This is a genomic window from Myxococcus sp. XM-1-1-1 (genome assembly GCF_020037095.1).
Classification (GTDB): domain Bacteria; phylum Myxococcota; class Myxococcia; order Myxococcales; family Myxococcaceae; genus Myxococcus; species Myxococcus fulvus.
Genome location: NZ_JAIQDH010000008.1, coordinates 312,231 through 336,526 on the forward strand (window position 1 = coordinate 312,231; position 24,296 = coordinate 336,526).

21 protein-coding genes are annotated in these 24,296 nt (G+C 70.1%); 6 read left to right on the top strand and 15 right to left on the bottom strand.

Translation table 11 applies throughout. The features are described from left to right. Positions 1-4 precede the first annotated feature (4 nt). The 6 genes from K8640_RS18620 to ligA form a co-directional block, all read right to left on the bottom strand. Positions 5-355, bottom strand: a complete 351-nt coding sequence (locus K8640_RS18620) for an HU family DNA-binding protein (protein ID WP_046715538.1) — start codon at positions 353-355, stop codon at positions 5-7. Between the two features lie 125 nt (positions 356-480). After that, on the bottom strand, positions 481-1,869 hold the full coding sequence (locus K8640_RS18625; protein ID WP_370640359.1) for a YhjD/YihY/BrkB family envelope integrity protein: 1,389 nt from the start codon (positions 1,867-1,869) through the stop codon (positions 481-483). A gap of 612 nt (positions 1,870-2,481) precedes the next feature. Beyond that, a complete protein-coding gene (locus K8640_RS18630) occupies positions 2,482-5,328 on the bottom strand; it encodes an Rne/Rng family ribonuclease (RefSeq protein ID WP_223748244.1) in 2,847 nt (948 codons plus the stop codon). A 553-nt stretch (positions 5,329-5,881) separates the two neighbouring features. Then, positions 5,882-6,325, bottom strand: a complete 444-nt coding sequence (locus K8640_RS18635; protein ID WP_046715536.1) for a DUF3052 family protein — start codon at positions 6,323-6,325, stop codon at positions 5,882-5,884. Then, positions 6,322-6,609: an acylphosphatase gene (locus tag K8640_RS18640; protein WP_223748245.1), complete on the bottom strand. Its 288-nt coding sequence runs from the start codon at positions 6,607-6,609 to the stop codon at positions 6,322-6,324. Before K8640_RS18640 ends, K8640_RS18635 begins: the two co-directional genes overlap by 4 nt. A 19-nt stretch (positions 6,610-6,628) precedes the next feature. Next, a complete protein-coding gene (ligA, locus tag K8640_RS18645) occupies positions 6,629-8,647 on the bottom strand; it encodes an NAD-dependent DNA ligase LigA (RefSeq protein WP_223748246.1) in 2,019 nt (672 codons plus the stop codon). A 596-nt stretch (positions 8,648-9,243) separates the two neighbouring features. Here ligA and rho point away from each other — a divergent pair. Next, on the top strand, positions 9,244-10,878 hold the full coding sequence (rho, locus tag K8640_RS18650) for a transcription termination factor Rho (RefSeq protein WP_223748247.1): 1,635 nt from the start codon (positions 9,244-9,246) through the stop codon (positions 10,876-10,878). Positions 10,879-10,905: 27 nt separating this feature from the next. Continuing rightward, positions 10,906-11,217, top strand: a complete 312-nt coding sequence (locus tag K8640_RS18655; RefSeq protein ID WP_046715533.1) for a hypothetical protein — start codon at positions 10,906-10,908, stop codon at positions 11,215-11,217. Positions 11,218-11,232: 15 nt separating this feature from the next. On the opposite strand, the gene K8640_RS18660 is transcribed toward K8640_RS18655, so the two are convergent. The 5 genes from K8640_RS18660 to K8640_RS18680 form a co-directional block, all read right to left on the bottom strand. Then, a complete protein-coding gene (locus tag K8640_RS18660) occupies positions 11,233-12,477 on the bottom strand; it encodes an AI-2E family transporter (RefSeq protein WP_223748248.1) in 1,245 nt (414 codons plus the stop codon). 138 nt (positions 12,478-12,615) lie between these two features. Next, positions 12,616-13,071 carry a hypothetical protein gene (locus K8640_RS18665; RefSeq protein WP_223748249.1) on the bottom strand — a complete coding sequence of 152 codons (456 nt, stop codon included), beginning with the start codon at positions 13,069-13,071 and terminating at the stop codon, positions 12,616-12,618. A 15-nt stretch (positions 13,072-13,086) separates the two neighbouring features. Continuing rightward, on the bottom strand, positions 13,087-13,878 hold the full coding sequence (locus K8640_RS18670) for an alpha/beta fold hydrolase (RefSeq protein WP_223748250.1): 792 nt from the start codon (positions 13,876-13,878) through the stop codon (positions 13,087-13,089). A 105-nt stretch (positions 13,879-13,983) separates the two neighbouring features. Next, entirely contained in the window at positions 13,984-14,469 is a 486-nt protein-coding gene (locus K8640_RS18675; RefSeq protein WP_223748251.1) for a hypothetical protein, read from the bottom strand. Positions 14,470-14,489: 20 nt separating this feature from the next. After that, positions 14,490-15,227: a glutamine amidotransferase gene (locus tag K8640_RS18680; RefSeq protein WP_223748294.1), complete on the bottom strand. Its 738-nt coding sequence runs from the start codon at positions 15,225-15,227 to the stop codon at positions 14,490-14,492. Positions 15,228-15,333: 106 nt separating this feature from the next. Here K8640_RS18680 and K8640_RS18685 point away from each other — a divergent pair, with 106 nt between their 5' ends. The 3 genes from K8640_RS18685 to K8640_RS18695 are packed head-to-tail and all read left to right on the top strand — an operon-like array spanning position 15,334 to position 19,530. Continuing rightward, entirely contained in the window at positions 15,334-16,824 is a 1,491-nt protein-coding gene (locus K8640_RS18685; RefSeq protein WP_223748252.1) for an aldehyde dehydrogenase family protein, read from the top strand. Between the two features lie 31 nt (positions 16,825-16,855). After that, positions 16,856-18,322 carry a glutamine synthetase family protein gene (locus K8640_RS18690; RefSeq protein WP_223748253.1) on the top strand — a complete coding sequence of 489 codons (1,467 nt, stop codon included), beginning with the start codon at positions 16,856-16,858 and terminating at the stop codon, positions 18,320-18,322. A gap of 23 nt (positions 18,323-18,345) precedes the next feature. Beyond that, positions 18,346-19,530, top strand: coding sequence for an iron-containing alcohol dehydrogenase (locus K8640_RS18695; protein ID WP_141325637.1), 1,185 nt, complete (start codon positions 18,346-18,348; stop codon positions 19,528-19,530). 181 nt (positions 19,531-19,711) lie between these two features. Here the strand turns inward: K8640_RS18695 and K8640_RS18700 are convergent, their stop codons facing one another. From K8640_RS18700 to K8640_RS18715, 4 genes are all read right to left on the bottom strand, one after another. Further along, positions 19,712-20,308: a hypothetical protein gene (locus tag K8640_RS18700; protein WP_223748254.1), complete on the bottom strand. Its 597-nt coding sequence runs from the start codon at positions 20,306-20,308 to the stop codon at positions 19,712-19,714. A gap of 193 nt (positions 20,309-20,501) precedes the next feature. Further along, positions 20,502-21,782 carry an Nramp family divalent metal transporter gene (locus tag K8640_RS18705; protein ID WP_223748255.1) on the bottom strand — a complete coding sequence of 427 codons (1,281 nt, stop codon included), beginning with the start codon at positions 21,780-21,782 and terminating at the stop codon, positions 20,502-20,504. 17 nt (positions 21,783-21,799) lie between these two features. Beyond that, entirely contained in the window at positions 21,800-22,294 is a 495-nt protein-coding gene (locus K8640_RS18710) for a hypothetical protein (protein WP_223748256.1), read from the bottom strand. A gap of 74 nt (positions 22,295-22,368) precedes the next feature. Then, positions 22,369-23,565 (bottom strand): macrolide family glycosyltransferase, encoded by a 1,197-nt coding sequence (locus tag K8640_RS18715; protein ID WP_223748257.1) that lies wholly within the window; start codon positions 23,563-23,565, stop codon positions 22,369-22,371. Between the two features lie 118 nt (positions 23,566-23,683). Between K8640_RS18715 and K8640_RS18720 the strand changes: the two genes are divergently transcribed. After that, positions 23,684-24,295 (top strand): TetR/AcrR family transcriptional regulator, encoded by a 612-nt coding sequence (locus tag K8640_RS18720; RefSeq protein WP_223748258.1) that lies wholly within the window; start codon positions 23,684-23,686, stop codon positions 24,293-24,295. Position 24,296: the final 1 nt, after the last annotated feature.

Genomic DNA, 24,296 nt, shown 5'->3' on the forward strand with positions numbered 1-24,296 from the left:
TGGGTCAGAGGCCGGTGCCGGTGCTGCCGGGGCCCTTGCTCTCGGGGGACGCCAGGTCCGCCTGGGCCTGCTGGGGGGCGGGGCGGTTGACCCTGTCACGCAGCTCCTTGCCCGTGCGGAAGAGCAGGCCCCGCTTGGGCTTCACCGGGATGACCTGGCCCGTCTTCGGGTTGCGACCCTGGTAGCCCTGGTAGTTCTTCACGTGGAAGGCACCGAGGCCGCGAATCTCGATGTTCTCGCCGCGACAGAGGGCATCCTTCATCGACTCGAAAATCGTCTCGATGGTGGCCTCAGCCTGCTTCTGCGTCACGCCCCGCTTGGCCACGAGGATGTTGATCAGATCGGACTTGAGCATCGGACGCTCCCGCAAACCCGGTGACCCCTTCGCAACAGGGCACTCTGGCCCGTGGTCGAATCAGGAAAACATAACAGAACGCGCCGGCACTGCAAGCAGGGTGGACTCCCAACCACCTAGAAACTTTACGGATTTCCGCTGGCTGCCATTCGGGGGGGCTCCGAGGGGGCCTCCTGGGCGACTTCAGGCCGCAGGGGCGCCACCAAGTCCGTCCAGCGCGTGCGTCGCAGGCGCTCGACGCCGAGGCAGTCCGCCTCCTGGAAGAAGTGCTCCACCTGCTCGAAGCCGGTGGCCTTGGGGCCATCCCAGGTGTCCGCCCCGCCGGAGATCATCACCCCGTGCACGGCGAGGGTGGTGTCGGCCAGGGTGAGGGAGGCGGGGTCCCTGGCGGGCCTCAAGCCCCCCCGGCGCAGGCGCTCCAGGAGGCCGGCGGTGACCATGCGGTCGACCACCTCGTGGACGAGCGACTCGGGGACGCGAAGCCGGGTCGCCAGCACCCGGGGCGTGGGAGCTGGACCTCCGTCCACCCACGTCAGCGTCGTCTCCTGGGCGATGCGCGAGGCGACCAGCTCATGGGCGCGTGGGTGGGTGCCGAAGGCGAAGAGGGAGTCGCGGAAGGCGGTGTGCTCGACGGCGTAGGCGAGCCGCGCTCCAAAGAGGAGCACGAGCCAGCTGACGTAGACCCAGGCGAGGAAGAGGGGCAGGGCGCTCAGCGAGGCGTAGAGCAGGTTGTAGCGGAAGCTGCGCGCGGCGAACTCGGCGTACACCGACTTGGCCAGGATCCAACCCAGGCCCGCGACGAGCCCCCCCGCCAGGGCGGAGCGGACCCGGACATGGGCGTAGGGGGTCCAGAAGTAGAGCAGCGTCAGGCCCACCACGGCGATGAGGGTGGTGCCGAGCGCGATGAGGACGCTGGCGAAGGGCAGGCTCTGGAGAACGCCGCGCACGGCCCGCGTCCCGGTGAGCGAGGCCGCGAGGAAGACGGGGCCCAACAGGAGCAGGCCCGAGTAGATGAGCAGCCGGGTGCCCCAGGGGCGCTGGCGGCGGATGCCCCACAGCTCGTTCACCGCGCCGTCGATGTGGCGCAGCAGGGAGCCCGCGGACAGGAGGATGGCCAGGAAGCCGACGCTGCCGATGGCCACGGAGTTGCTCTGCTCGAGGAGCTGGTTGAGCACCGCGGCGGACTTCTCCTGGACGCCGGGGGCGAGCATCTCCCTCACGACGAAGCGCAGCCGCTCCTCGAAGCGGTCCTGGTGGAACGCGTTGAGCAGGACGAGGCCCACCGTCAACAGCGGCACCAGCGAGAACATGCTGATGTAGGTGAGCGCGGCGGCGCGGAGTCGGAGGTTCTCTCCGCGAAAGCCCTGGGCCACGGTCCTCGCGGCGAGGAACGTGTCGGTCGCGAAGCGGCCCACCTGGGTTCCCTGCACGGGTTCCCAGACGCGCAGCGCCCAGTCACGGGCACGCTCGCGCGTGCTCCGCCACCACGACGCTGGAGTCGAGGGCGTGGCCAACCTCAGGCGCTCCTGCCCATGCGCTGGCGCACCGCGCGGTGGCACGGTGGATGGTGAGGGTGCTGGAGTGGAGCGGAGGTGGGTGTCATCCGGGGCGGAAGCAGACCGGGAGCCGACGACGCTCCGCGACATGGAGTCGCAAGGCTAGCCAAACCTGTACCTCCAGGGCCAGCCCACCTCCCGTGGATAGGCGCCTGTCGCGGCACATTGACCGACATCCAGGAGGCCTCGTGCGAGCCAGGGCCGGACGCAGGCCTCATCGTTGAGAAGAGGGAGGCGCGCGCATCCGTCACGGGACGTCATGCGTGATTCGACGGTGCCTGCTCCCACAAGCGCGATTCTTCCGGCTCCTGGCCGAGGATTGGGGTGACGCGGAGCCTGATGGCTGGCCCCTCCCAGCGGTCCGGACCTGGCACCGGGCCCAGACCACTTCGCACCCATGAAGGGGCGGCAGTTCCAGTCCGTGATGCCAGAGGAGGGTGCTGCCGTTCCAATCCCGAGGGTGAGGAAGTGGGCCACTACGGAGCCCACTCCACTTGGCTTCCATGGGATGGCTGATGCCTGGGTGAGAAGGGCGGTCACCTAAGCGCCGCCCCGCCTCACCTCGCGGAATCAGGTCGAGCTACCGCCCGACGGCTCCGAGCCACCCTGGCCCGATGCCGGAGGCGTCGAGCCACCACTGCTCTCGCCGCCGTTGCCTCCCGCGGAGCCCTGGTTGCCACCGCGCTCGCCACGCTCGCCGCCCCGGTCACCGCGCTCGCCGCCTTGTTCGCCGCGAGGACGGTCACCGCGTTCGCCGCGCTCGCCCCGTGGGCCGCGGTCACCACGCTCACCGCGTTCGCCGCGCTCACCGCCACGGTCGGCACGCTCACCGCGCTCGTTGCGCTCACCACCCCGGTCGCCGCGCTCACCGCCCCGGTCACCACGCTCGCCGCCACCACGCTCACCGCGCTCACCGCCACCACGCTCACCGGCCCGGTCACCACGCTCACCGCGCTCGCCCCGGTCACCGCGCTCACCACCCCGCTCACCGCGAGGACGGTCTCCGCCACGGTCCGGACGACGGCCGTCACGGCGGTCATCGCGCCGGTCTCCGCCGCCACCACCACCACCGCCCCGGTCCCTGTCGCGATCCCTGCCGCCACCACCGCCCCGGCGGTTCTGGTCCTGCCGCCCGAAGCCGCCGCTGTCCGGCTTGCGCTGCTGCATCGCCAGCTCGCCGTCACCCGAGCCCGGGGACGAGGCCACCTTGTGCTCGGGGCCCGTCGCCGAGCGACCGTAGATGTCGTACTGCTCGCGGTGGTAGTTCTGCTGCGCCTTGACCTGGATGGACTTGTTGTAGCGGTCCATCAGGTGCCGCAGCTCGTTGCGCTCCTCGCCCTGGAGCAGGCGCGCGACCTCCGCGTTGCAGTTGATGACCAGCGTGGAGTCCTTGTAGCCCGGCGCCTCCCGGCGAATCTCCCGGAAGATCTCGTACGCCACCGTCGTCGCCGTCTTCACGAAGCCGTTGCCGTCGCAGTACGGGCAGTCCTCGTGCAGCACCCGGCCGATGGACTCGCGCACGCGCTTGCGCGTCATCTCCACCAGGCCCAGCTCGGAGATGCGCAGCACGTTGGTCTTCGCCTTGTCGCGCCCCAGCGCCTCCTGCAGCGCCTTGAAGACCTTGTCCCGGTTCTGCGCCTTCTCCATGTCGATGAAGTCGCAGATGATGATGCCGCCGATGTTGCGCAGCCGGAGCTGGTACACAATCTCCTTGGCCGCCTCGACGTTGATCTTGGTGATGGTCTCCTCGAGGCTCTTCTTGCCGACGTAGCGTCCCGAGTTGACGTCGATGGCCGTGAGCGCCTCGGCCTGGTCGATGATGAGGTAGCCGCCGCTCTTCAGCCACACCTTGCGCTGGGTGGCCCGCTGCAGCTCCTGCTCGATGCCGTACGCGTCGAAGACGGTGTCGTCGCCCTCGTGCAGCGCCACCCGGTCGCGCAGCGCCGGGTCCTGCGCCGTAACGAAGCCCAGGATGCGCTCGTACTCCTCGCGGTCGTCGACGACGAGCTTCTCCACGTCGTGCGCGAACAAGTCGCGCGTGGCGCGCAGGATGAGGTCCAGGTCCGGATGCAACAGACCGGGGCCGCCCCGCTTCTCGTTCTTGCGGACCACCTGGTTCCACACCTCGATGAGGAACCGGATGTCGCTCTCGAGCTTCTCCTGCGGAACGTTCTCCGCCACCGTGCGCACGATGAAGCCCGTGCCGGGCGGACGCAGCCGGTCCACGATTTCTCGCAGCCGCCGGCGCTCCTTCTCGTTGGAGATGCGGCGGCTGATGCCCACGTGGTCCACCGTGGGCATGAACACCAGCTGACGGCCCGGAATCGAGATGTGCGAGGTGAGCCGCGCGCCCTTGGTTCCGATGGGGTCCTTGGAAATCTGGACCACCACCTCCTGGCCCACCTTCAGCAAGTCCTCGATCTTGTCCGTCCGGCGCTGCTTGACCTTCTCCTTGCCGTTGCCGTCGTCATCGCGCTTGTCGCGGCGCTTCTCGTCCTGCTTGTGACGGCCCTTGTCCTTCTCCTTCTCCCGGCCGCGCGGCTCGCGCGCCTCCCGGGCCTCGCGCGGCGTGCGGCGCTCACCGGAGACCTCGGCGGGACGGGCCACGGCCAGCGCGCCCTCCTCACCGGCGGGCGGCGGAATCAGCTCGCTCAGCGCGGTGGCCGCGGCCGGCGGCGGCTCGGGCTGCTGCTGCGCCGCCGCCACACCGTCCTCGGACACCGGCGCCTGGGACGCGGCCTCGGCCGACTCCGACGCGGGGGAGGGGACCTCCTGCACCGCCACTGCCACGGACGCGGTCTCCACCGAGGCCGTCGCGCCCTCCACGGACACCGACACCTCGCTGGCCACCACCGTCACGGAAGGCTCGCTGGCGGACGGCGCGGCCTCGGACGTCGTCGGCGCGGCCTCGGCCACGGCGGACTCCGTCCCGGAAGCCACCTCCACCGACGGCGCGTTCGCCGCCAGCTCCAGGCGGGTGTCCTTCGGCAGGCCCTCGAGGTGCGCGGGAGCCTCGGCCGACAGCTCCTCGACCTCCGCCTCCGCCGCGTGCTCCACGGGGTGGTGGTGCTGCGGACCCCCGTTCCGGGCGGCGGCCTCGGCGGCCTCGGCCTCGGACTCGGTGGGGACGTCGGGCGCGTCCTCGTGCTCGCCCTCGGTCAGCTCGAACTGCGCCCGGGCGAAGTCCGGGTCGTAGACGACGTCGCTGACGTAGAGGAACGCGGCCTTCTCCAGGCCGATGTCCACGAAGGCCGCCTGCATGCCGGGCAGCACCCGGACCACGCGACCCTTGTAGATGTTGCCGACGACGCCCTTGTCCTTCTTACGCTCGAGATAGAACTCCGCGATGTGCCCGTTCTCGACGAGCGCCACGCGGGTCTCCCGACCCGCGGCGTTGATGACGAGGATGCTGCTCATGGACGAATCCTGGACGCGCGCGCGGTAGGGCGGACCTCACCGGACGGGAGGCGGCAAGACGCCGCGCCTGCGTGCACGCTGCGAAAGGAGAGGCGGCCTCCGGAGGCCCTCCAGTCAGGACGTCCTCCCCGGTCTGTCCGGGAACGGCACACGTCACGCTGTCGAGGGCCAAGGGGACCACCGCCTGCTCCTCCGAGTTCAATTGCTCCGCTTTGCCACCGGCACCCTGCCGGGCGGAGCCTTGTCTTCAACCGCGTTCGAGGTCCTCCACCACGCGCGTGCCGCCCGCTCCTTCCTTCCACACCCGGTCGGTGCCCTGCAGTGGGTCACCTTGGGGGGGCGACTTGGAGCCCCGGCGCAGCCGACGCGCCCGGAGGTATCCGGGAACGCAACCCGTCAAAAATTCAAGACTGGGCGTGACCTTCGCCAATGCGGAGCGTCACACAAGCGCCCAGAAACACGGGGAGTTTTTCACGCCCCCGGCACACGTGTAAAGCCGAGAAACGGCATCCATCCACTGTCGGGCAGATGCCGGGTGCCTCCCTGGCAGGTCTCAGGCCTGGGCGGGGGCCTGCTTGCGGCCCTCGGGCTTGTCCAGCCGTCCGCGGGGCCTGCGCACCAGCCTCAGGCCCGTCCAGGTGGCGTCGATGGTGCAGATTTTGTTGTCCACCAGGCCGATGTCGAGCGCCGCCTGGCGCACGAAGTCCTCGGAAAGGGTCGTCTTGACGCCCTCGCCGCCGGGCCAGCAGACCCAGATGCCCCCGGTGAGGGCCATGGCGCGCGCCAGGGCGGGCAGCCGCTGCACCAGCTCCGTCGCGTCCTGGGAGAAGAAGAGGATGACATCCAGGCCCGTCTGCGCGGTGATGAGGAACTCCACCCCGTCCGGCAGCGGATTGAGCTTCTGCACGAAGCCGCGCGGCGGGTTGATGACGGAGACCTTGGACCCGGCCCGGATGCCCAGCATGGCCGGCAGGGATGCCAGCGCGTAGGGCGTCATGATGTGCGCTCCACGATGAAGTGACGGTACTCGCCGGTGGCCTCGCCGTCCGTGCGCTCGACGCCGGTGACGCGCGCCTGCTCGGGACCTCGGTGACACCACCGGATGAACTCCTCCAGCATCTCAGGCTCTCCCTCCGCCACCGCCTCCACCGAGCCCTCCGAGCGGTTCCTCACCCAGCCCGACAGCCCCAGCCGCGAGGCCTCCACGCGGGCGCTCTCCCGGAAGAAGACGCCCTGCACCTTGCCCTGGATGCGCAGGGACACCCGCCTGGAACCGCTCATGAACCGAATGCCTCACCCTCTAGGCGTCCGCTCGCAACAGCCCGAGGAACGCTTCCTCATCCAGGATTCTTACCCCGAGTTCCTGGGCCTTCTTCAGCTTGCTGCCCGCATCGTCGCCGGCCACCACGAAATCGGTCTTGCGCGAGACACTTCCGGCGACCTTCCCACCCCGCCGCTCGACCTCCTCCTTCGCCTGCTCCCGCGTCATACCCGTCATCGAGCCGGTGAGCACCACCGTCTTACCAATGAACGGGCCTCCCGTGGCCACCTGGGGCGGGGCGGGTGCGACCCCGGCGTTGAGCAGCGCGAGGATGGCCTCGCGGTTCTGGGGCTCCTGGAAGAAGGTGTGGATGACCTGCGCCATGACCGCGCCCACGTCCTTGACGCGGGAGACGTCCTCCAGGGACGCGTCGAAGAGCTGCTTGACCTGGGGGAAGGCCTCCGCGAGCGCCTTGGCGGTGGCGTCCCCCACGTGGCGGATGCCCAGCGCGTAGAGGAAGCGGCGCTGGGTGGTCGTCTTGGAGCGCTCGATGGAGGCCAGCAGGTTCTCCGCGCTCTTGTCGCCCATGCGCTCGAGCGTCATCAGCTTGGGCTTGGTGAGCGCGTACAGGTCCGCGAACGTCTTCACGGTGCCGGTGGCCACCAGCTGCGCGGCCAGCTTGTCGCCCAGGCCCTCGATGTCCATGGCGATGCGGCTGGCGAAGTGGCGGATCTTCTCCACCAGCTGCGCGGGGCAGGACGCGCCGGTGCACCGGATGACGGCGCCGTCCTCGTCCTTCACCGCCACCGCGCCGCACACCGGGCAGTGCTTGGGGAACTCGAAGGGCCTGGAGTCCTCGGGGCGCTTGGAGAGCACCGTGGAGACGATCTCCGGAATCACGTCCCCCGCGCGGCGCACGAAGACGGTGTCGCCCTTGCGCACGTCCTTGCGCCGCAGCTCGTCCTCGTTGTGCAGCGTGGCGCGCGCCACGGTGACGCCGCCCACCTTCACGGGCTTCAGGTGTGCCACGGGCGTGAGGGCGCCGGTGCGGCCCACCTGGATGCCGATGTCCTGCACCAGCGTGGACTCCTCCTCGGGCGGGAACTTGTACGCCACCGCCCAGCGCGGGCTCTTGGAGACCTGGCCCAGGCGCTTGCGCTGGTCCTCGTCGTCCACCTTCACCACCATGCCGTCCACCTCGAAGGGCAGCTCGTGGCGGCCCTTCAGTGAGGCGTCATAGGCGGCGCGCACCCCGTCGATGCCCGCCGCGCGCACGTAGCGGTTGATGGGCAGGCCCAGCGACTTCAGGTACTCGAGCTTCTCGATGTGCGTCTTGAAGGCGGGCACGCCCTCGGTGGGGACACACTCGTAGAGGTAGACGGAGAGCGGACGCTGCGCGGTCTCCTTCGGGTCCAGCTGGCGCAGGCTGCCGGCGGCCGCGTTGCGCGGGTTGGCGAAGAGCGGCTCGCCCTCCTCCTCGCGCTTCTCGTTGAGCTTCTGGAAGTCCGCCTTGCGGATGAAGACCTCGCCGCGCACCTCCAGGAGCTCGGGCACCTTCACCCCGTCCTGGGGGAACAGCTCCATGGGCAGGCTGCGGATGGTGCGCAGGTTGCCCGTCACGTCCTCGCCCGTGGTGCCGTCGCCGCGGGTGGCGCCCTGCACGAAGAGGCCCTTCTCGAAGCGCAGGGCGATCGCGAGCCCGTCCAGCTTGGGCTCGCAGACGTAGTGGACGGCGGGGATGCCGAGCATCTTGCGGATGCGCTCGTCGAACTCCACCAGCCCCTCGTCCTCGAAGAGGTTGGCGAGCGACAGCATGGGGACGCGGTGGACCACCTGGCCGAACTCGTCCGCGGCCTGGCCGCCCACGCGCTGGGTGGGCGAGTCCGGCGTCTGCAGGGTGGGGTGCTGCTCCTCCAGCCCCTGCAGCTCGCGCATCAGCGTGTCGTACTGGATGTCGCTGATCTCCGGCGAGTCGAGCACGTAGTAGCGGTGGTTGTGGTGGGCCAGCTCACGACGGAGCTCGCGGGCTCGGGCTTCGGCTTTCTGGAAGTCGTCCACGGTGGGCGGTCCTTACCCCAAAACGCCCCCGCGTGAGGGCGTGTCCATGGCGCGCAATCTAGAGCGACACCCCGACATCGCGTCGACTGCCTCCCGCCATGTCCGCCGCGTGCACGGGGCCACACGCCCCGCCACGTAGGCCCCGCCTCATGCCGGCGGTGAGGCGCGCCCGCGTGATGCCCGTCGTGCGGGGCGGGGTGGGGGGGCGTCAGTCCTGCCCGCGCGGGCCCACCCCCAGCGAAGAGACTCGTCGGGTCCTGGCGTGGGGAGCCACGACGCCCCGTGGCGGGTGGGAAATGTCCGCCGCCGGGCTCATGTTGCTCATCAGGAAGAGTCCGGAGGGTGGCCCTCAAGATGCCTTGACAGGCCTGGAGGGGGTCAATAACGTCCCTCGGCGGTTCACTGGCGCAGGAATTTCGACGGCGCCATCTCTTCCCCAAAACCAATCGGCCCGCGCCCGCGCAGTCCCCTCCAGGGATTCCGGTAAGGGTCGCTCCTCACTGGAGAAGGTGCTTCCGAGGCCGAGCGGACATCTCCCCCGGCAATCGAGCGTCCGAGTCCTCGGGCACCCCACACCTCCCCAAGCGTTCCCAGCCATGCGCAAAGCCCGTACTTCGAGAGAGAAGGCCGCCGACGTCGCTGTTCCAGTCGAGGCCGACGACAAGCCCCGTCGCAAGCGCGCGGCGGCGAAGACCGCCGACAGGGAGGAAGCCGAGAAGCCGTCCCGTTCGCGCCGCGCCCCTCGCCGTGACGAGGACACGGGCACCGAGGTGGAGGGCGACGCCGCCGAGGCGAGCGCCGAGCCGCCCCGCCCCGTGCTGACGCCGATCTCCCGTCCGGTCCGCGACGACGACCTCCAGGAGGCTCGCATCTCTGGTGAGGACGAGTCCCCCGCGGCCTCGCTGCCGCCCCCGCCGGAGGCCCCCGAGGCCCCGACCATCACGGAGGTCAGCCGCGACGGCGCTCCCATGCAGGTCATCAAGCTCAATGACCTGAAGCGGATGAAGATCACGGACCTGTCCCGGATGGCCCACGACGTGGGCATCGAGAACTACCAGGGTCTGAAGAAGCAGGACCTCATCTTCGCGCTCCTGGGTGGCATCGCGGACAAGCGCTTCGAGGTCCACGCCGAGGGCGTGATGGAGCTGCTCAGCGACGGCTTCGGCTTCCTGCGCAGCGCGGACAGCGACTACCAGCCCAGCCCGGACGACATCTACGTGTCCCCGTCGCAGGTGCGCCGCTTCAACCTGCGGCCCGGCGACACGGTGACGGGCCCCATCCGCCAGCCCCGCGAGGGCGAGCGCTTCTTCGCGCTCCAGAAGGTGGACAAGGTCAACTTCACGGACCCGATGTCGGACGCGGCGCGCGAGCGCATCCTGTTCGACAACCTCACGCCGCTGTATCCGACGCGCAAGCTCAAGCTGGAGCACGAGTCGTCGGAGATGACCACGCGCATCATCGACATGTTCTGCCCCATCGGCCTGGGCCAGCGCTGCCTCATCGTGGCGCCCCCCAAGGCCGGCAAGACGGTGCTCCTGCAGAACATCGCGCACGCCATCAGCCGCAACCACCCGGACGTCTACCTCATCGTGCTGCTCGTGGACGAGCGCCCCGAGGAAGTCACGGACATGGAGCGCAGCGTGCGCGGCGAGGTGGTCTCCTCCACCTTCGACGAGCCCGCCACGCGCCACGTGCAGGTGGCGGAGATGGTCATCGACAAGGCCAAGCGCCTGGTCGAGCAGAAGTACGACGTCTGCATCCTGCTGGACTCGATCACGCGGCTCGCGCGCGCCTACAACACGGTGGTGCCCGCGTCCGGCAAGATCCTCTCCGGCGGCGTGGACGCCAACGCGCTCCACAAGCCCAAGCGCTTCTTCGGCGCCGCGCGCAACATCGAGGAGGGCGGCTCGCTGACCATCATCGGCACCGCGCTCATCGACACCGGCAGCCGCATGGACGAGGTCATCTTCGAGGAGTTCAAGGGCACGGGTAACTCCGAAATCGTCCTGGACCGCAAGCTGATGGAGAAGCGCATCTTCCCCACGCTGGACATCAACAAGTCCGGCACGCGCAAGGAGGAGTTGCTGCTGGGGCCCGGAGACCTGGTCCGCATCACCGCGCTGCGCCAGGTGCTGCACCCGTTCACCCCCATCGACGCGATGGAGTTCGTGCTCAAGCACATGCGCCCGACGGCGACGAACGCCGACTTCCTCGGCTCGATGAACCGCTAGAGGTAGCCATTGGCCCGGGGAGGACCCATGTTGGGTCCCATGCTCGTCCGCCTGCTTCCCCTCCTCGTGGGGGTGACACTCGGAACCGTGGGATGCGATGTGGACCCCCTGGGGCCACTGCTGGACCCGCCGCCGGTGCTGTCCAGCCGCACCTGTTACACAGACGACGATTGCGTCGCGGACGCGTGCTGCGGGCTGGGAACGGCCGTCACGCACGCGGACGAGGGGCCCAACTGCCGCGGCGTGAGCTGCACCAGCGGCTGCCCCGAGGGCTCCATCGACTGCGGGCGCTGCATGCCCATCTGCCGCGGAGACCGCTGCGCCGCCGCCTGTCAGTGAGGCCGTGCCTCTCCCTCAGGCCGCGGGCGTCTGCTGCCCCGGGGTGGCGACGGCCGGCTGCGGCTCGGCGCCCGGCAGCGTCACCACAGCCTGGGGCTGCGCCTTGAGGCGCGCGTAGTCGAAGCACGCCACGAGGATGGCGGTGATGGGCACCGCGAAGAGCGCGCCGATGAGGCCGAAGAGCCGCTCGCCCGCGATGAGCGAGAAGGCCACGATGACCGGGTGGATGCGCGCGGCCTGGCCCATGATTTTCGGGTTGAGGAAGTACGCCTCCACCGCGTGGATGCCGATGATCCACAAGAGGATGGCCACGCCCTTCTGGAAGCCGTCCGCCAGCGCGATGAGGACGATGGGCACCGAGCTCAGGATGGTGCCGAAGATGGGGATGAGGCTGAAGAACGTGGCGATGGTCGCCAGCAGGAACGCGAACTTCACGCCGAAGAGCAGGAGCCCCACGAAGGTCAGCGCGCCGTTGACGACGCAGATGGTGACCTGGCCGCGCACCACGCCGGACAGCGAGCGGTCCAGGCGCTCGGCGAGCTGCCGCGCGTCCTGCGCGTACTCGGGAGGCACCAGCGTGCCGCAGTAGCGGCGGATGGCCTGCCCGTCGATGGAGAAGAAGGCCGCCACCATCAGGATGAAGAACAGCATGAAGACGCCCGCGGCCACGCTGGCGACGATGCGGCGCGACACGTTGACGATGTCGCCCAGGTTCTCCTGCACCAGGGACGCCACGCGCTTCACCGCGTCCCCCATGAGCTGCTCCAAATCCAACGCCAGGCTGAACTGCCCCGCGCCGGCCGCGTCCGCGCCCTCCAGCGCGCGGTTGGACAGCGCCACGGGGATGCCCTGGGCACTCAGCCACGTCTCCGCGCGCTGCGCGAGCACCTGCACCTGCTCGGGCGTCAGCGTGTTGGCCAGCGCCATGAGGTCGCGGCTCACGCGCGCCATCTCCCGGTACAGCTGGGGCACCAGCGCGACGAAGAACAGGTACACGCCGACGAAGAAGCCCGCGTAGATGAGCAGGATGGCCACCCAGTGCGGCACCTGCCGCCCGGCCACCTTCACCCGCGTGATTCGCGACACCAGCGGCTGCACCAGATAGGCGATGAGCGCCGCGCCCGCGAAGGGCATCACCACCGAGCGGAACGTCACCAGGACCAGGGCCACCACGAGCCACAGGGCCCCCAGCACCCACAGGCGATGGCGACGGTCGACGATGGGCGTCGGAGGCGGAGAGTCCACGGGCTGCGGCGACATGTCTCGGGCTTATGGCACCGCCCGCGCGCTGACAAGGCCCGCTCGCCCACGTTCTCGTTCGTGCCCCAAGCAGGGGCTCGCCCGGGTGCCGGGGTGACGGAAAGTTTCCCCCATCCCCGGTCCAACCGGCGGGGCTGCTCAGGCGGAGGGCTGCTGGAGGCGGAGCTTCCGCTCCAGCCGGTCCAGGCACTCGTGCATGTGCTTGCGCTTCACCCGCCCCTCGGTGGCCTCGCCCAGCCCGTGCATCTGCTCCGTCAGCCAGCGCGACAGGAACAGCAGGGCCAGCCTGTCGTCGGGGCCCAGGCCGCGCTCCAGGTAGCGCTGGTGGCGCATGTAGTCGTCATACGCGTCCGTCTCGTGGGACAGCTCCCAGCGCGTCAGCCGCAGGGCCTCCGTGTACACGGAGGGGGAGGGGCGGGGACGGGGCTCGGTGAACAGGGGCGCGAAGTGGCCTCCGGTGTCCAGGTCCACCTCCTGCACCGGCGGCGGCCAGCGCTGCAGGTCCTGCGCGAGCAGCTTCGCCACCTCCTCCACCAGGTGCTCCAGGAGGGTGACGGGCTTCAGGTCGAAGAGATGGTCCCACCGCGAGGGCATGTCCCCCTCTCTACCTCAAGAGGCGGAGGGCGGCAGCGCGCGCAGCGCCGGGGCGTGCTCGCCATACCCCGCGGCCAGCTCGCGCCGGATGACCTGGTAGACGGACTTGCGCGTGAGCAGCTCCCCATGGCCCGCGTCGGGCAGCTCGTGGTTGAAGACATTGGGCTGTCCGTCGACCTTCAGTCGCGCGGAGGTCCACGGCGTCACCTCGTCCGTGCGCGAGTAGAGCGACGTCACCCGCACGTTCCGGGGGAACGCGCCGGTGGAGAGCTGGCGCAGGAAGGGGGACACGGGCGTGAGCTGCCACATGCTGCGGCTGAACCAGCCGAGCGTCGCGCATCCCAGGTACGCCAGGGGGCACCCCTGGTGCGGCGTGCCCAGCGTCACGAGGTTTCGCACCCGTTGGTCTCCGCCCAGGCGCTTCACGTAGTACGTGCCGATGAGGCCACCCTTCGAGTGGCCGATGATGCTCAAGGGCCCCATGTGCGGGTAGCGCGCGTACATGCGCTCCACCTTCTCACGCACCTTCTCGGCGAGCGCGTCGATGCCGTGCGTGTTGAAGCGGTCCAGCGCGCCGCCCAGGTGGATGGACCACACGGCGTAGCCCTCGCGCCGCAGCCGCTGCTCGAGGACCTCGAACACCCGGCGCGTGCTGAAGAAGCCGTAGAGCAGCAGCACGGGCCTGGGGCAGTGGGCGAAGTCCGTCCTCCGGACGATGCGGTTGGCGTCCGCGTCCAGGTGGAGCTGGCCGATGAGGCTCTTGAGCCGGCGGCTCCACCGGCGATAGCGCGGCAGGAAACGTTTCATGGCGCACCCGAGCGACGCGCGAGGCGCCGTCCGGGCTCAACCTGTGGATTCCCACCACCCGCTGCAGGCGGTGCGGGGCGCTCGCGAACCGCGAACGCTCGCTGCTCAACGTCCCGCGTCCGCGCCTCCCGGGCCCGCGTCGGGAATCCCACCATCCCCCGTCCCCGCGTCCGTGCCACCATCCCCGGGGCCGGTGATGCAGCAGGCGGGCACCTGGTCGAAGTACAGCGCCGACTGCGAGCAGAAGACCCGGATGTCCCGGCGGTGCGCGCCGCAGCCGGTGACGAAGCGCCCGTCCTCGCACACCGGCTCGGGCGCCGTCGCCGGGTCACACGCCGTCAGGCTCAGCGCGCACACGGCCCGTGAGCGATAGAAGCGCGCGTCGCTCCGGTCTCCGGCGACGACAGTGCACGTGGCGCCCCGGTCGCACTGCTGGAAGACGGGGCCGGTGGAGCAGGGGCCCACGGTGCAGGCCGTCTCACAGTTGAGCGCCTCCCCCTCGTCACAGCGGGGCGCCTGGTCGCACGGGTTCCCGTCCGAGCAGGAGGTGACGAGGAGGGCGAGCAGGAAGGACAGGAGGATGCGCGGCAAGGGAGGCCTCGGGAAGCGGGTCAGGTGAAGCGCTCCAGGAAGTTCATCAGGATTCGGCGCCCGAAGGGAGTGGGAGCAAGGCTCGCCAGCAGTCTCGGCACCTCCTCGCCGGGCGCACGCCCCCGCGCCAGCGCCTCCTTCTCCAGTCCCTCGCGCCGGGCGTCGATGACGGCGCGCAGTGCGTCGGGGCCCGCCTCCGGGTGGAACTGCACGCCCCGGACCTTGGGGCGGAAGGCGAGCGCCTGCGTGGCCGTATTGTCGTTGCCCGCGAGCACCCTCGCGCCCTCGGGCATGCACGTGACGATGTCCTCGTGAGTGGCCTGGGTGGCGAAGAGCTCCGGCACGCCGTCGAACAGCGCGTCCCGGCGTCCCTCCTCGGTGAGGCGCACCTGCACCGTGCCCGTCTCCCGGCCGCGCGGATTGCGCGCCACCTGTCCGCCGTACGCATGCGCGAGCAGCTGGTGACCGAAGCACACGCCGAGCACCGGCGTGCCCGCCTCGGCGGCGCTCAGCATGAAGTCCGCGGCGCGCTCCATCCAGGGCTCGAGCTTCGTCACCGACAGCGGTGAGCCCGTCATCATCACCGCGTCATACGCGCGCGCGTCGCGGGGCAGCGGCGCGTCGCGGTGCACGGGGAGGATGTCGAAGCGATGACCCTCCAGTCCAATGGTGCGCAGGAACCACTGCTCGTAATCACCCACACTGAGGCGCACGGACACGGCCGCCTCGCCGGCTTTCAGCAACAAGACGTTCTTCACCGCCGCAGGTTGCCGCGTCTGGACGTCATTCCTACCCTGTCGTGCCACCTGTGTTCGCTCCTGGCCAATCCGTCTGGAACGCCCCCGTGCGCCCCGAGGAATCCCCATGATTGATGCACGCTCCCTCTCCCCACGGCTTCCCGTCCTGCAGCTGCTCATCGACGGACAGGGTGTGGACCCCATCGAAGGGGGCACCTTCCCGGTGGTGAACCCCGCCACGGGTGAGAAGGTGTGCGACGTGCCGAGCGCCACCGCGGCGGACGTGGACCGCGCGGTGAAGGCCGCCCGGCGCGCGTTCGAGTCCGGCCCGTGGAGCAAGATGTCCGCCCGTGAGCGCGGCAAGCTCATCCGAAAGCTCTCCGACCTGCTCTGGCAGCGGCGCGAGGAGTTCGCGCTCGTCGAGTCGCTCAACAACGGCAAGACGTTCCGCGACGCCATCCGTGGGGACGTGGCGCCGGGCGCCGGCACGCTCGCGTACTTCGCGGACTGGGCGGACAAGGTGCATGGCGAGGTGCTGCCGGTGGACGGTCCCTTCCACACCTACGTGCTCAAGGAGCCGGTGGGCGTGGCGGGCCTGATTGTCCCCTGGAACTATCCCACGTGCATCCTGTGCTGGAAGCTGGGCCCCGCGCTCGCCGCCGGCTGCACCGTGGTGGTGAAGCCCTCCGAGATGACGCCGCTCACGGCGATGAAGCTGGGCGCGCTCGCGCTGGAGGCGGGCTTCCCGCCCGGCGTGCTCAACGTGGTGCCCGGCTACGGAGACCCCGCGGGCGAGGCGCTCGCGCGCCACCCGGACGTGGACAAGATTTCGTTCACCGGCTCGGGGCGCACCGCGCGCCGGCTGATGCAGGCCTCGGCGGGCAGCAACCTGAAGAAGCTGACGCTGGAGTTGGGCGGCAAGAGCCCCCAGGTCGTCTTCGCCGACGCCGACATGGACCGCGCGGTGGAGGCGTGCTTCTGGGGCATCTTCGGCAACAAGGGTGAGACGTGCAACGCGGGCAGCCGCGTGCTGGTGCAGGACAGCGTCTACGACGAGTTCGTGGGCCGGCTCGCCGAGCGCGCGAAGAAGCTGCGCGTGGGTGACCCGCTGGACCCGTCCACGGAGATGGGCGCGCAGGTGAGCCAGAAGCAGCTCGACACCATCCTGGGCTACGTGGAGAGCGGGCGTCAGCAGGGCGCGCGGCTGCTCGCGGGCGGCGAGCGCGACACGGAGAGCGCCAAGGCGAAGGGCTGCTTCATGAAGCCCACCGTCTTCGGCGACGTGAAGCCGGACATGAAGATCGCCCAGGAGGAGATCTTCGGCCCGGTGCTCGCGTGCATGCGCTTCAAGGACGACGCGCAGGCGCTGGAGCTGGCCAACGGCACGCTCTACGGGCTGGCCGCGTCGCTGTGGACGCGCGACGTGGCGAAGGCACACGCGCTGGCTCGCAAGGTGAAGAGCGGCGTGGTGTGGATCAACTGCTTCAACGAGTTCGACGATGCCGCGCCGTTCGGCGGCTACAAGGAATCCGGCTGGGGCCGCGACTTGTCGCACCACGCGCTGGAGGGCTACCTCCAGACGAAGGCGGTGTGGACGAAGCTGCCCACGGACACCTGAGCATTCCCTCACCCCACGAAGGAAGGTCCCGATGCCGACCCGTTCCAAGGCGAAGGTACTCACGCACCCGGCCGTGGCTCGCAGGGCTCGCGCGAAGGAGCGCGGGGGGCCGGTGCGCGGCGCCGCCGTGCCCCGGGACTCGGGTGGCGCGGACTCGATGCGGCGCTGGCTGGACGAGCGCGGCGCGAAGAAGGTGAAGGTCGGCGCCGTCGACATCGATGGCGTCTGGCGCGGCAAGTACATCTCCGTGGACAAGTTCCTCAGCGCCGCCAAGAGCGGGCTGGGCTTCTGTGACGTCGTCTTCGGCTGGGACTTGAGCGACGAACTGCTCGACAACACGCAGGTGACGGGCTGGCACACCGGCTACCCGGACGCGCACGCCACGGTGGACCTGTCCACGGGGCGGATGATTCCGTGGGAGCCGGACACCGCGGCGTTCCTGCTGGACTTCGTCAACCCGGACGGCACCCCGTTCGAGGCGAGCCCGCGGCAGCTGCTGCAGAAGGTCGCGGCGCGCGCGCGGGAGCAGGGCTACCTGCCGCGCTTCGGCGCCGAGTACGAGTTCTTCATCTTCAAGGAGCAGCCGCACACGCTCCGGGAGAAGGGCTTCCAGGAGCTGACGCCGCTGACGCCGGGCATGTTCGGCTACTCGTGGCTGCGCACGTCGCTCAACGCGCCGCTGGTGCACTCGCTCATCGACGGATGCAACGGCTTCGGGCTGGACATCGAGGGCTTCCACACGGAGACGGGCCCCGGCGTGTTCGAGGCGGCCATCCGGTATGACGACGTGGAGCGCTCGGCGGACAAGGCGGCGCTCTTCAAGACGGTGGTGAAGGAGCTGTGCGCGCGCCAGGGCCTGTCCGCGTGCTTCATGGCGAAGGTGAACGCGAAGCTGCCGGGCTGCTCGGGGCACGTGCACCAGTCGCTGTGGGACCCGAAGGGTGAGCGCAACCTCTTCCATGAAGAGGGCGCGCCGCACGGGATGAGCCGGCTGATGCGGCACTACATCGGCGGGCAGATTGCCCTGATGCCGGAGCTGACGGCGCTCTACTGGCCCACCATCAACAGCTACAAGCGCAGCGTGGAGAACACCTGGGCGCCCACCACCGCGGCGTGGGGCCTGGAGAACCGCACCTGCGCGGTGCGCGTCATCGGCGAGAGCGCCAAGGCGATGCGCATCGAGTACCGCCAGCTGGGCGCGGACATGAACGCGTACATCGGCATGGCGGTGAGCCTGGCCGCGGGCCTGTGGGGCATCGAGAACGAAATCGAGCCGCCACCCGCGTGCAACGCCAACGCGTACGCGTCCCACGAGGCCGCGCCCCTGCCGCGCAACCTCAAGGACGCGGTGACGCTGCTGAAGCAGAGCGAGCGCGCCCGGGAGCTGCTGGGCGAGGGCTTCGTGGACCACTTCGTGCGCACGCGCGAATGGGAGGTGCGCCAGTACGAGCGCGCCGTCACCAACTGGGAGCTGGAGCGCTACCTGGAACTCATCTGATGAGCCCGAGGGAGGAACCCGAGATGAAGCCGTTCGACATCCCCACCGAGCCCCGTGTCACCGAGATGGCGTGGCCCACCCGCATCGTCCTCGGCGCGGGGGCCCTCCAGCGGCTGCCCGCCCAGGCGCAGCGGCTGAAGATGAAGCGCCCGCTGCTGGTGACGGACGCGGGCGTGGTGAAGGCGGGCCTGGTCTCCCGCGTGCTGGAGGTGCTCAAGACGGCGGGCCTGCCGTGCGCGGTCTTCGACAAGGTGGAGCCCAACCCCACGGAGAAGGACGTCTTCGCGGGCCTGGAGGTCTACCGGAAGAACGACTGCGACGGGCTCATCGCCCTGGGTGGAGGCAGCGCGCTGGACGCGGGCAAGCTGGTGCAGCTGCTCACCACGCACGAGCCGCCGCTCAGCCGCTACGACGACGCCAAGGGCGGCGACCAGTACGTGAAGGACGACCTGCCGCCGCTCATCGCCATTCCCACCACCGCGGGCACGGGCTCGGAGGTGGGGCGCTCGGGCGTGGTGACGCTGGAGGACACGGGGCGCAAGACGGTCATCTTCAGTCCGCACCTGCTGCCGGGCGCCGCCATCGTGGACCCGGAGCTGACGCTGGGGCTGCCTCCGGGGGTCACCGCGGCCACGGGCATGGACGCCTTCACGCACTGCCTGGAGGCGTACCTGTCGCAGGGCTTCCATCCGCTGGCGGACGCGGTGGCCATCGACGGCATCCACCGCGTGAGCCGCTCGCTGGTGACGGCGGTGCGCGAGGGGACGAACCTGGCGGCGCGCACGGACATGATGGTGGCCGCGATGCAGGGCGCCATGGCCTTCCAGAAGGGCCTGGGGGCGTGTCACGCGCTGGCGCATGCGCTGACGCCCATCTCCGGCGTGCACCACGGCCTGGCCAACGCGGTGGTGCTGCCGGTGGTGATGGAGTTCAACCGCGCGGCGAGCACGGCCAGGCTGGCCCGCGTGGCGGTGGCGATGGGCGATACGTCCAACGCGCGCGAGGAGGTGCTCGCGAGCAACGCCATCGAGCAGGTGCGCAAGCTCAACGCGGCCATCGGGATTCCCGCGCGGCTGCGGGACGTGGGCGTGCGCGAGGAAGACCTGCCGCTCATCGCGCAGAAGGGCTTCCTGGACGCCTCGCACCTGAGCAACCCGCGCAAGGTGACGGAGGCCGACCTGTTGGCCATGGCCCGCGAGGCCTGGTGATTCAGGGGAGGTGACTCGAGGAGGTCTCGCGTCCTCCTCGGGTGATGTGCCCAGGCGCCCGTGTGGCGCGACGTGAGCGATACGCGCCGAGCCGGTCTGCGTCCGGCTCGCGTGGCGCTCAGGCGGTGTGACACGCGCGACATGCGTCGAGGAGGTCTCGCGTCCTCCTCGGGTGTCGAGCTCAGGTCCCTTCGTCCGCGGCCGCCGGCTGTGCGCCTGCGGTGCCTCCGTCGCCGAGCACCGTGGCGCCCAGGTCCTGGTCCGGCGCGGCGCCGGAGCCCGAGTCCGTCACCTCGCCGTGGGTGCCCACCACCGCGCCGGTGATCTCCGCGGTGCCTTCCTCCGGGACGAAGTCCATCGTCTCCACGAACACGCGTCCCGGCAGCCGCAGGTCCATGGCGCTGATGCGGTCCTGTCCGCGCAGGTCGTAGAGCTGCTGCGCGACGGGGCCCGCGGGGATGCGCTCGTCGGAGAAGAAGATGTAGACCTTGACCTTCCCCTCCTGTGTCGGGACGCGGAAGCTGGTGTTGGCGACGGGCTTGTTCGCGTCGCAGCGGATGGAGCGGTTCTCCCGCGTCAGCGTGAGCTGACGGATGACGCCCTTCTCCGACACCGTGTAGAGCATGCAGTACGGAAGCTGTCCGGCCGAGGGGATGACCTCCATCGTCGCGGGCCCCGTCTTGCGGACCTGCGCCCGTGTGCCGCGGTCCTCTTTCTTGCCGTTCTGGCAACCCACGCTCATCGCCGCCACTGCCAGCACCATGCTCCAGCGCTTCATGTGTCCCTCCCGGGGCGTGGAAGATCCACCATCCGCGTTCGAAAGCCTACTCCGAGCGTCATGCTCGGGGGATGGGCTGTCGCCCGCCCGCCTGGAGGCCGCGCGATACAAAGACCGTAAGTGCACATCCGTGCGCTTCGACACCGGAGCCCGAACCCTCGTTCATTCCAGTGTCCCGCCGCGCGCACCGCTCTCAGCGGATCCTCAGTTTGCGCAGCGCGTCGACCGCTTCGTCAAACCCTACGATGACGAACAGCACCAGCGTGGCGACGAGCGCGGCGTTGACGAGCCAGCCGTTGCGCAGCGAGCCCACCCAGTCCCGCCGGTTGTTCATCCACAAAAGGGTGGCGGCGAGCAGTGGCATGAACAGCGCCCCCACCACGGCATACGCGAGCTGTGCGCGCTGCAGCGGCGCCCAGAGCATGGGCAGGGGCACGAGCGAGAGCGCCACCAGATACAGCTTCCACGCGCGCGTCGTCCGCAGATCCACGAGGCCCCGGGCCTCTCTGCGCTGGATGCGCAGGAAGTCCGCGAAGAGGTAGGGGACGCCCTCCCAGACGCCCAGCAGGCTGGAGAACACGGCGCCCCAGAAGCCGGCCAGGAACACCCAGTAGCCCACCGGCCCGATGATGGCCTCCAGCCGCGTCGCGAGCACGGTGGCGACCCGCAGGCCCGTGCCCTCCAACTGGAGCGTCGAGCCGATGATGACCATGGCGGCGCCGAACATCCCGGTGAGCGCGTAGCCCACGGCCAGGTCCGTCTGACAGATGCGCAGACCGCGCGGGCCCTCGCGCCCCTTCTCCCGAATCCAGTAGCCGTAGGAGAGCATCGTCACCGTGCCGCCCACGCCGCCCAGCAGCCCCAGCACCCAGGGCGCGCCCTGGTCCGGCAGCGAGGGGACGACGAGTCCGCGCGCGGCGGCGGCCCAGTCCGGCTCCGAGGCGAGCGCGGTGAAGAGCACCGCGCCGAACATCAACGCGATGCAGGCGGCCATCAGCTTCTCGAAGAGCCGGAAGCCGCCCAGGCCCACGAGCGCCAGGCCCACCAACGAATGAATCACGCCCCACAGCCGGCGCGACGTCTCCGGGTCACTGGCCAGGGGCCACAGCGCGTCCCCCGCCGCGCCGCACGCGGAGATGAGGGCGCCACCGGTGAAGAAGCTCCAGCCGAGCAGGTAGATGAAGAAGACGTAGCGCAGGCCCGCGCCCAGGCGGGCCCAGCCCTCCAGCACGGTGGTCCCGGTGGCGAGCTGCCAGCGGGCCACGCCCTCGTTGAGGAAGCCCTTGAGCACCGAGCCCACGGCGGCGGCCCACAAGATGGACACACCCACCGCGGAGCCTCCGAGGCTGGCGGTGAGCAGGTCTCCAGCGCCGACACCCGTGGCGGCGACGAGGATGCCAGGAGCGAAGCGCGCGAACAGCCCGGGCTTGTCACTGGCGAGCGGCTGCGCGGAGGACGGTGCGTTGCTTTCCATGGCGGTGGCGCAGGAGGCTACCACCCCCATTCGAGCGACACGTCCACGTCACCCGTGCAGCCCAGGAGAGGAGGTCGCGGGCCGTCTCCCCCCGAGCCGAGCTGGCGGAGAATCGTCGCCCACGCATCGAGGAAGGCTCGTGGAGCCAACACCTTCTGGAGCGCGAGCGAGTGAGCGAAACCGGGCTCGGCCAGCTTGTCCTGGAGACGCTGTGCCTGCTGGTGGACCTCGTTCGCCGCGCTGGCGAGCCGCTCGACGCTGAGCTGACGAGGGTGGGCCCGGTAGGGCTCCGGCGTCGCATGACAGTCCTCGACGCGCGCGAGCAGCTCACCCAGGCTCGCGAGGGTGCTCTCCGAGAAGGTGAAGCGGAAGTAGGTGTTGGGGGTCGTCGACAGCTCGGTCATCGCCTCGAGCAGCTCCGCCAGCGAGGACCAGCCGAGCCACAGGTACAGCTCCCGCGGCTCATCCACCAGGTTCACGACCCACTTCGGATGGATGTCCCGCGCGTCCATGCCCACAAGTCTGCCACGACTCGTCGTCGCGCGTGTCGGGAGTCACGGCGACGCCCGGTGGAGCACGTCGCGCCTCACCCACCGAGCGCCTGCTCGATGAGGTCCGCGGCGCGCTTCGCCCCTCCCTCGTCGCGAAGCTCACGCTGAATCGCGGCGGCCCGCTCGGCGAAGCGGGGCTCCGTGGTGAGTCGCTGGAACGCCTCGCGCAGCGCCGCCGCGGTGGCCTGCTCCGTGTCCAGCCGCAAGCCGACGCCCAGCTCGACGATGCGGTCCGCGTTGGCGAACTGGTCGGTGGCCTGGGGCACGGCCAGCATCGGCTTGCCGCACCACAGCCCCTCCTGCGTGCTGCCCATGCCCGCGTGGGTGAAGAAGACATCCGACTGCTTCAACACCGAGAGCTGCGGCAACCACGCGTGCACCTCGAAGTGGGCGGGGACCTCCCCCAGCTCCGAGCGCTGGACATGTCGACCGATGTTCAGCACCACGTGCCAGTCGGGCAAATCTCCGAACGCCGCCATGCACTGGCGATAGAACGCGGGCTGGTTCGTGAACGTGGACCCCAGCGAGATGAGCAGCACCTTCTTCGCGTGCGCGGGCCTGCTCCACGTCCCCTGGTGGGCGCGCTGCTCGTCCAGACACGGTCCCACGAAGGTGAAGCGCCGCGTGTCCACGCGGTCCGCGTTCGGCTGCATCGCGCGCGGGATGAGCACGAGCGAGCGCGGCGGCAGACCGACGAACAGCGTGGAGTCCGTCTCCGCCACGCCGCAGTCCCTCAGCCACTCGGAGAAGCGACGGTAGTAGTCCGCGCCACCCGGGGCCGCGCGCAGCGCCTCCATCATCGGCGCCATCTCCTCGGTGTAGCCCTCCCACGCGACGAACGTGGGGGAGAGCTGGAGGGCGGGCTTCCCCCAGTTCTCCGCGAGGATGCGCGCCGTGTAGCCCGCGATGTCGTAGAGGAACAGGTCCGGCCGGTCCTGCTCCCAGGCCGCGCGCAGCCTGGGCAACTGCTCCTTCGCGTCCTTCAGGAACACCTCCAGCTGACCAATCGTGTCCTCCGGCCACTGCCGGTCCGCGACGCCTTCTCGCGGCAGCGTCGACGGATAGGGCACCAGCTTCGCGCCCGTCTGTTCGATGGGCTCCGCGAAGGAGGCGTCGTTGGCGTAGCTCACGCGATGGCCCCGGGCCACCAGCTCTCGCAAGACCTCCAGGCTCGGGTTCACATGGCCGTGCGCGGGGATGCTGACCATCGCGATATGGGCGCGTCGCTTCATGGAAGGGCTCCTGGATTGAGACGAGACGGTCCGTCTCGTTTGGCCACCATGAGGCCCGGGGTGCTTGTTGTCAAGACGAGACGTTGCGTATCGCCACCGCCCCGCTAGCGTGTGCCCCATGAGTGAGGCGAAGACGCCGGACACGGGGCGGCGCAGTGAGCGCTCGCACCAGGCCATCCTGAAGGCGGTGGTGGAGCTGGTGGGGGAGCAGGGCTACACGCGGCTGACCATCGAGGCCATCGCCGCGCGGGCGGGGGTGGGCAAGCAGACCATCTATCGCTGGTGGCCGACCAAGGGCGCGCTGGTGCTGGACGCCTTCGCCGCGCTCATCGGGGACGTCGCGCCGCTGCCGGACACGGGCGACGTGGTGGCGGACCTGAAGGGCGTGATTCGGGCCACCGTCGCCGAGCTGGGCTCACCGCGCTTCGAGGTGCCCTCGCGCGCGCTCACCGCGGAGTCGCAGATGGACCCGACGCTGGCGAAGCAGTTCGTGGACACGCTGCTGCGGCCGAACCTGGAGGTCACCAAGGAGCGGCTGCGCGCGGCGCAGAAGGCGGGGCAGGTGGCCCGGGACGTGGACCTGGACGTCGCCGTGGAGCTGTTCTTCGGCCCGCTGTTCCACCGTTGGCTCTTGCGCACCGCGCCGCTCTCCGAGTCCTACGCGGACACGGTGGTGGACTACGCCCTGGCCGCGCTGCGCCCCCGGAAGTCGCCGGGGGGCAGGGGCTGAC

Excerpts from the sequence above, each read along its gene's own strand:
- K8640_RS18665 (WP_223748249.1), bottom strand. The coding sequence starts at position 13,071 with ATGCCCTCGCGGTGGGACCATCTCTTCGACCTGAAGCCCGTCACCCTC.
- rho (WP_223748247.1), top strand. The coding sequence starts at position 9,244 with ATGCGCAAAGCCCGTACTTCGAGAGAGAAGGCCGCCGACGTCGCTGTT.
- K8640_RS18685 (WP_223748252.1), top strand. The coding sequence starts at position 15,334 with ATGATTGATGCACGCTCCCTCTCCCCACGGCTTCCCGTCCTGCAGCTG.
- K8640_RS18715 (WP_223748257.1), bottom strand. The coding sequence starts at position 23,565 with ATGAAGCGACGCGCCCATATCGCGATGGTCAGCATCCCCGCGCACGGC.
- K8640_RS18640 (WP_223748245.1), bottom strand. The coding sequence starts at position 6,609 with ATGAGCGGTTCCAGGCGGGTGTCCCTGCGCATCCAGGGCAAGGTGCAG.
- K8640_RS18690 (WP_223748253.1), top strand. The coding sequence starts at position 16,856 with ATGCCGACCCGTTCCAAGGCGAAGGTACTCACGCACCCGGCCGTGGCT.
- K8640_RS18655 (WP_046715533.1), top strand. The coding sequence starts at position 10,906 with ATGTTGGGTCCCATGCTCGTCCGCCTGCTTCCCCTCCTCGTGGGGGTG.
- K8640_RS18670 (WP_223748250.1), bottom strand. The coding sequence starts at position 13,878 with ATGAAACGTTTCCTGCCGCGCTATCGCCGGTGGAGCCGCCGGCTCAAG.
- K8640_RS18720 (WP_223748258.1), top strand. The coding sequence starts at position 23,684 with ATGAGTGAGGCGAAGACGCCGGACACGGGGCGGCGCAGTGAGCGCTCG.
- K8640_RS18700 (WP_223748254.1), bottom strand. The coding sequence starts at position 20,308 with ATGAAGCGCTGGAGCATGGTGCTGGCAGTGGCGGCGATGAGCGTGGGT.
- K8640_RS18705 (WP_223748255.1), bottom strand. The coding sequence starts at position 21,782 with ATGGAAAGCAACGCACCGTCCTCCGCGCAGCCGCTCGCCAGTGACAAG.
- K8640_RS18660 (WP_223748248.1), bottom strand. The coding sequence starts at position 12,477 with ATGTCGCCGCAGCCCGTGGACTCTCCGCCTCCGACGCCCATCGTCGAC.
- K8640_RS18620 (WP_046715538.1), bottom strand. The coding sequence starts at position 355 with ATGCTCAAGTCCGATCTGATCAACATCCTCGTGGCCAAGCGGGGCGTG.
- K8640_RS18710 (WP_223748256.1), bottom strand. The coding sequence starts at position 22,294 with ATGGACGCGCGGGACATCCATCCGAAGTGGGTCGTGAACCTGGTGGAT.
- K8640_RS18635 (WP_046715536.1), bottom strand. The coding sequence starts at position 6,325 with ATGACGCCCTACGCGCTGGCATCCCTGCCGGCCATGCTGGGCATCCGG.
- K8640_RS18695 (WP_141325637.1), top strand. The coding sequence starts at position 18,346 with ATGAAGCCGTTCGACATCCCCACCGAGCCCCGTGTCACCGAGATGGCG.
- K8640_RS18630 (WP_223748244.1), bottom strand. The coding sequence starts at position 5,328 with ATGAGCAGCATCCTCGTCATCAACGCCGCGGGTCGGGAGACCCGCGTG.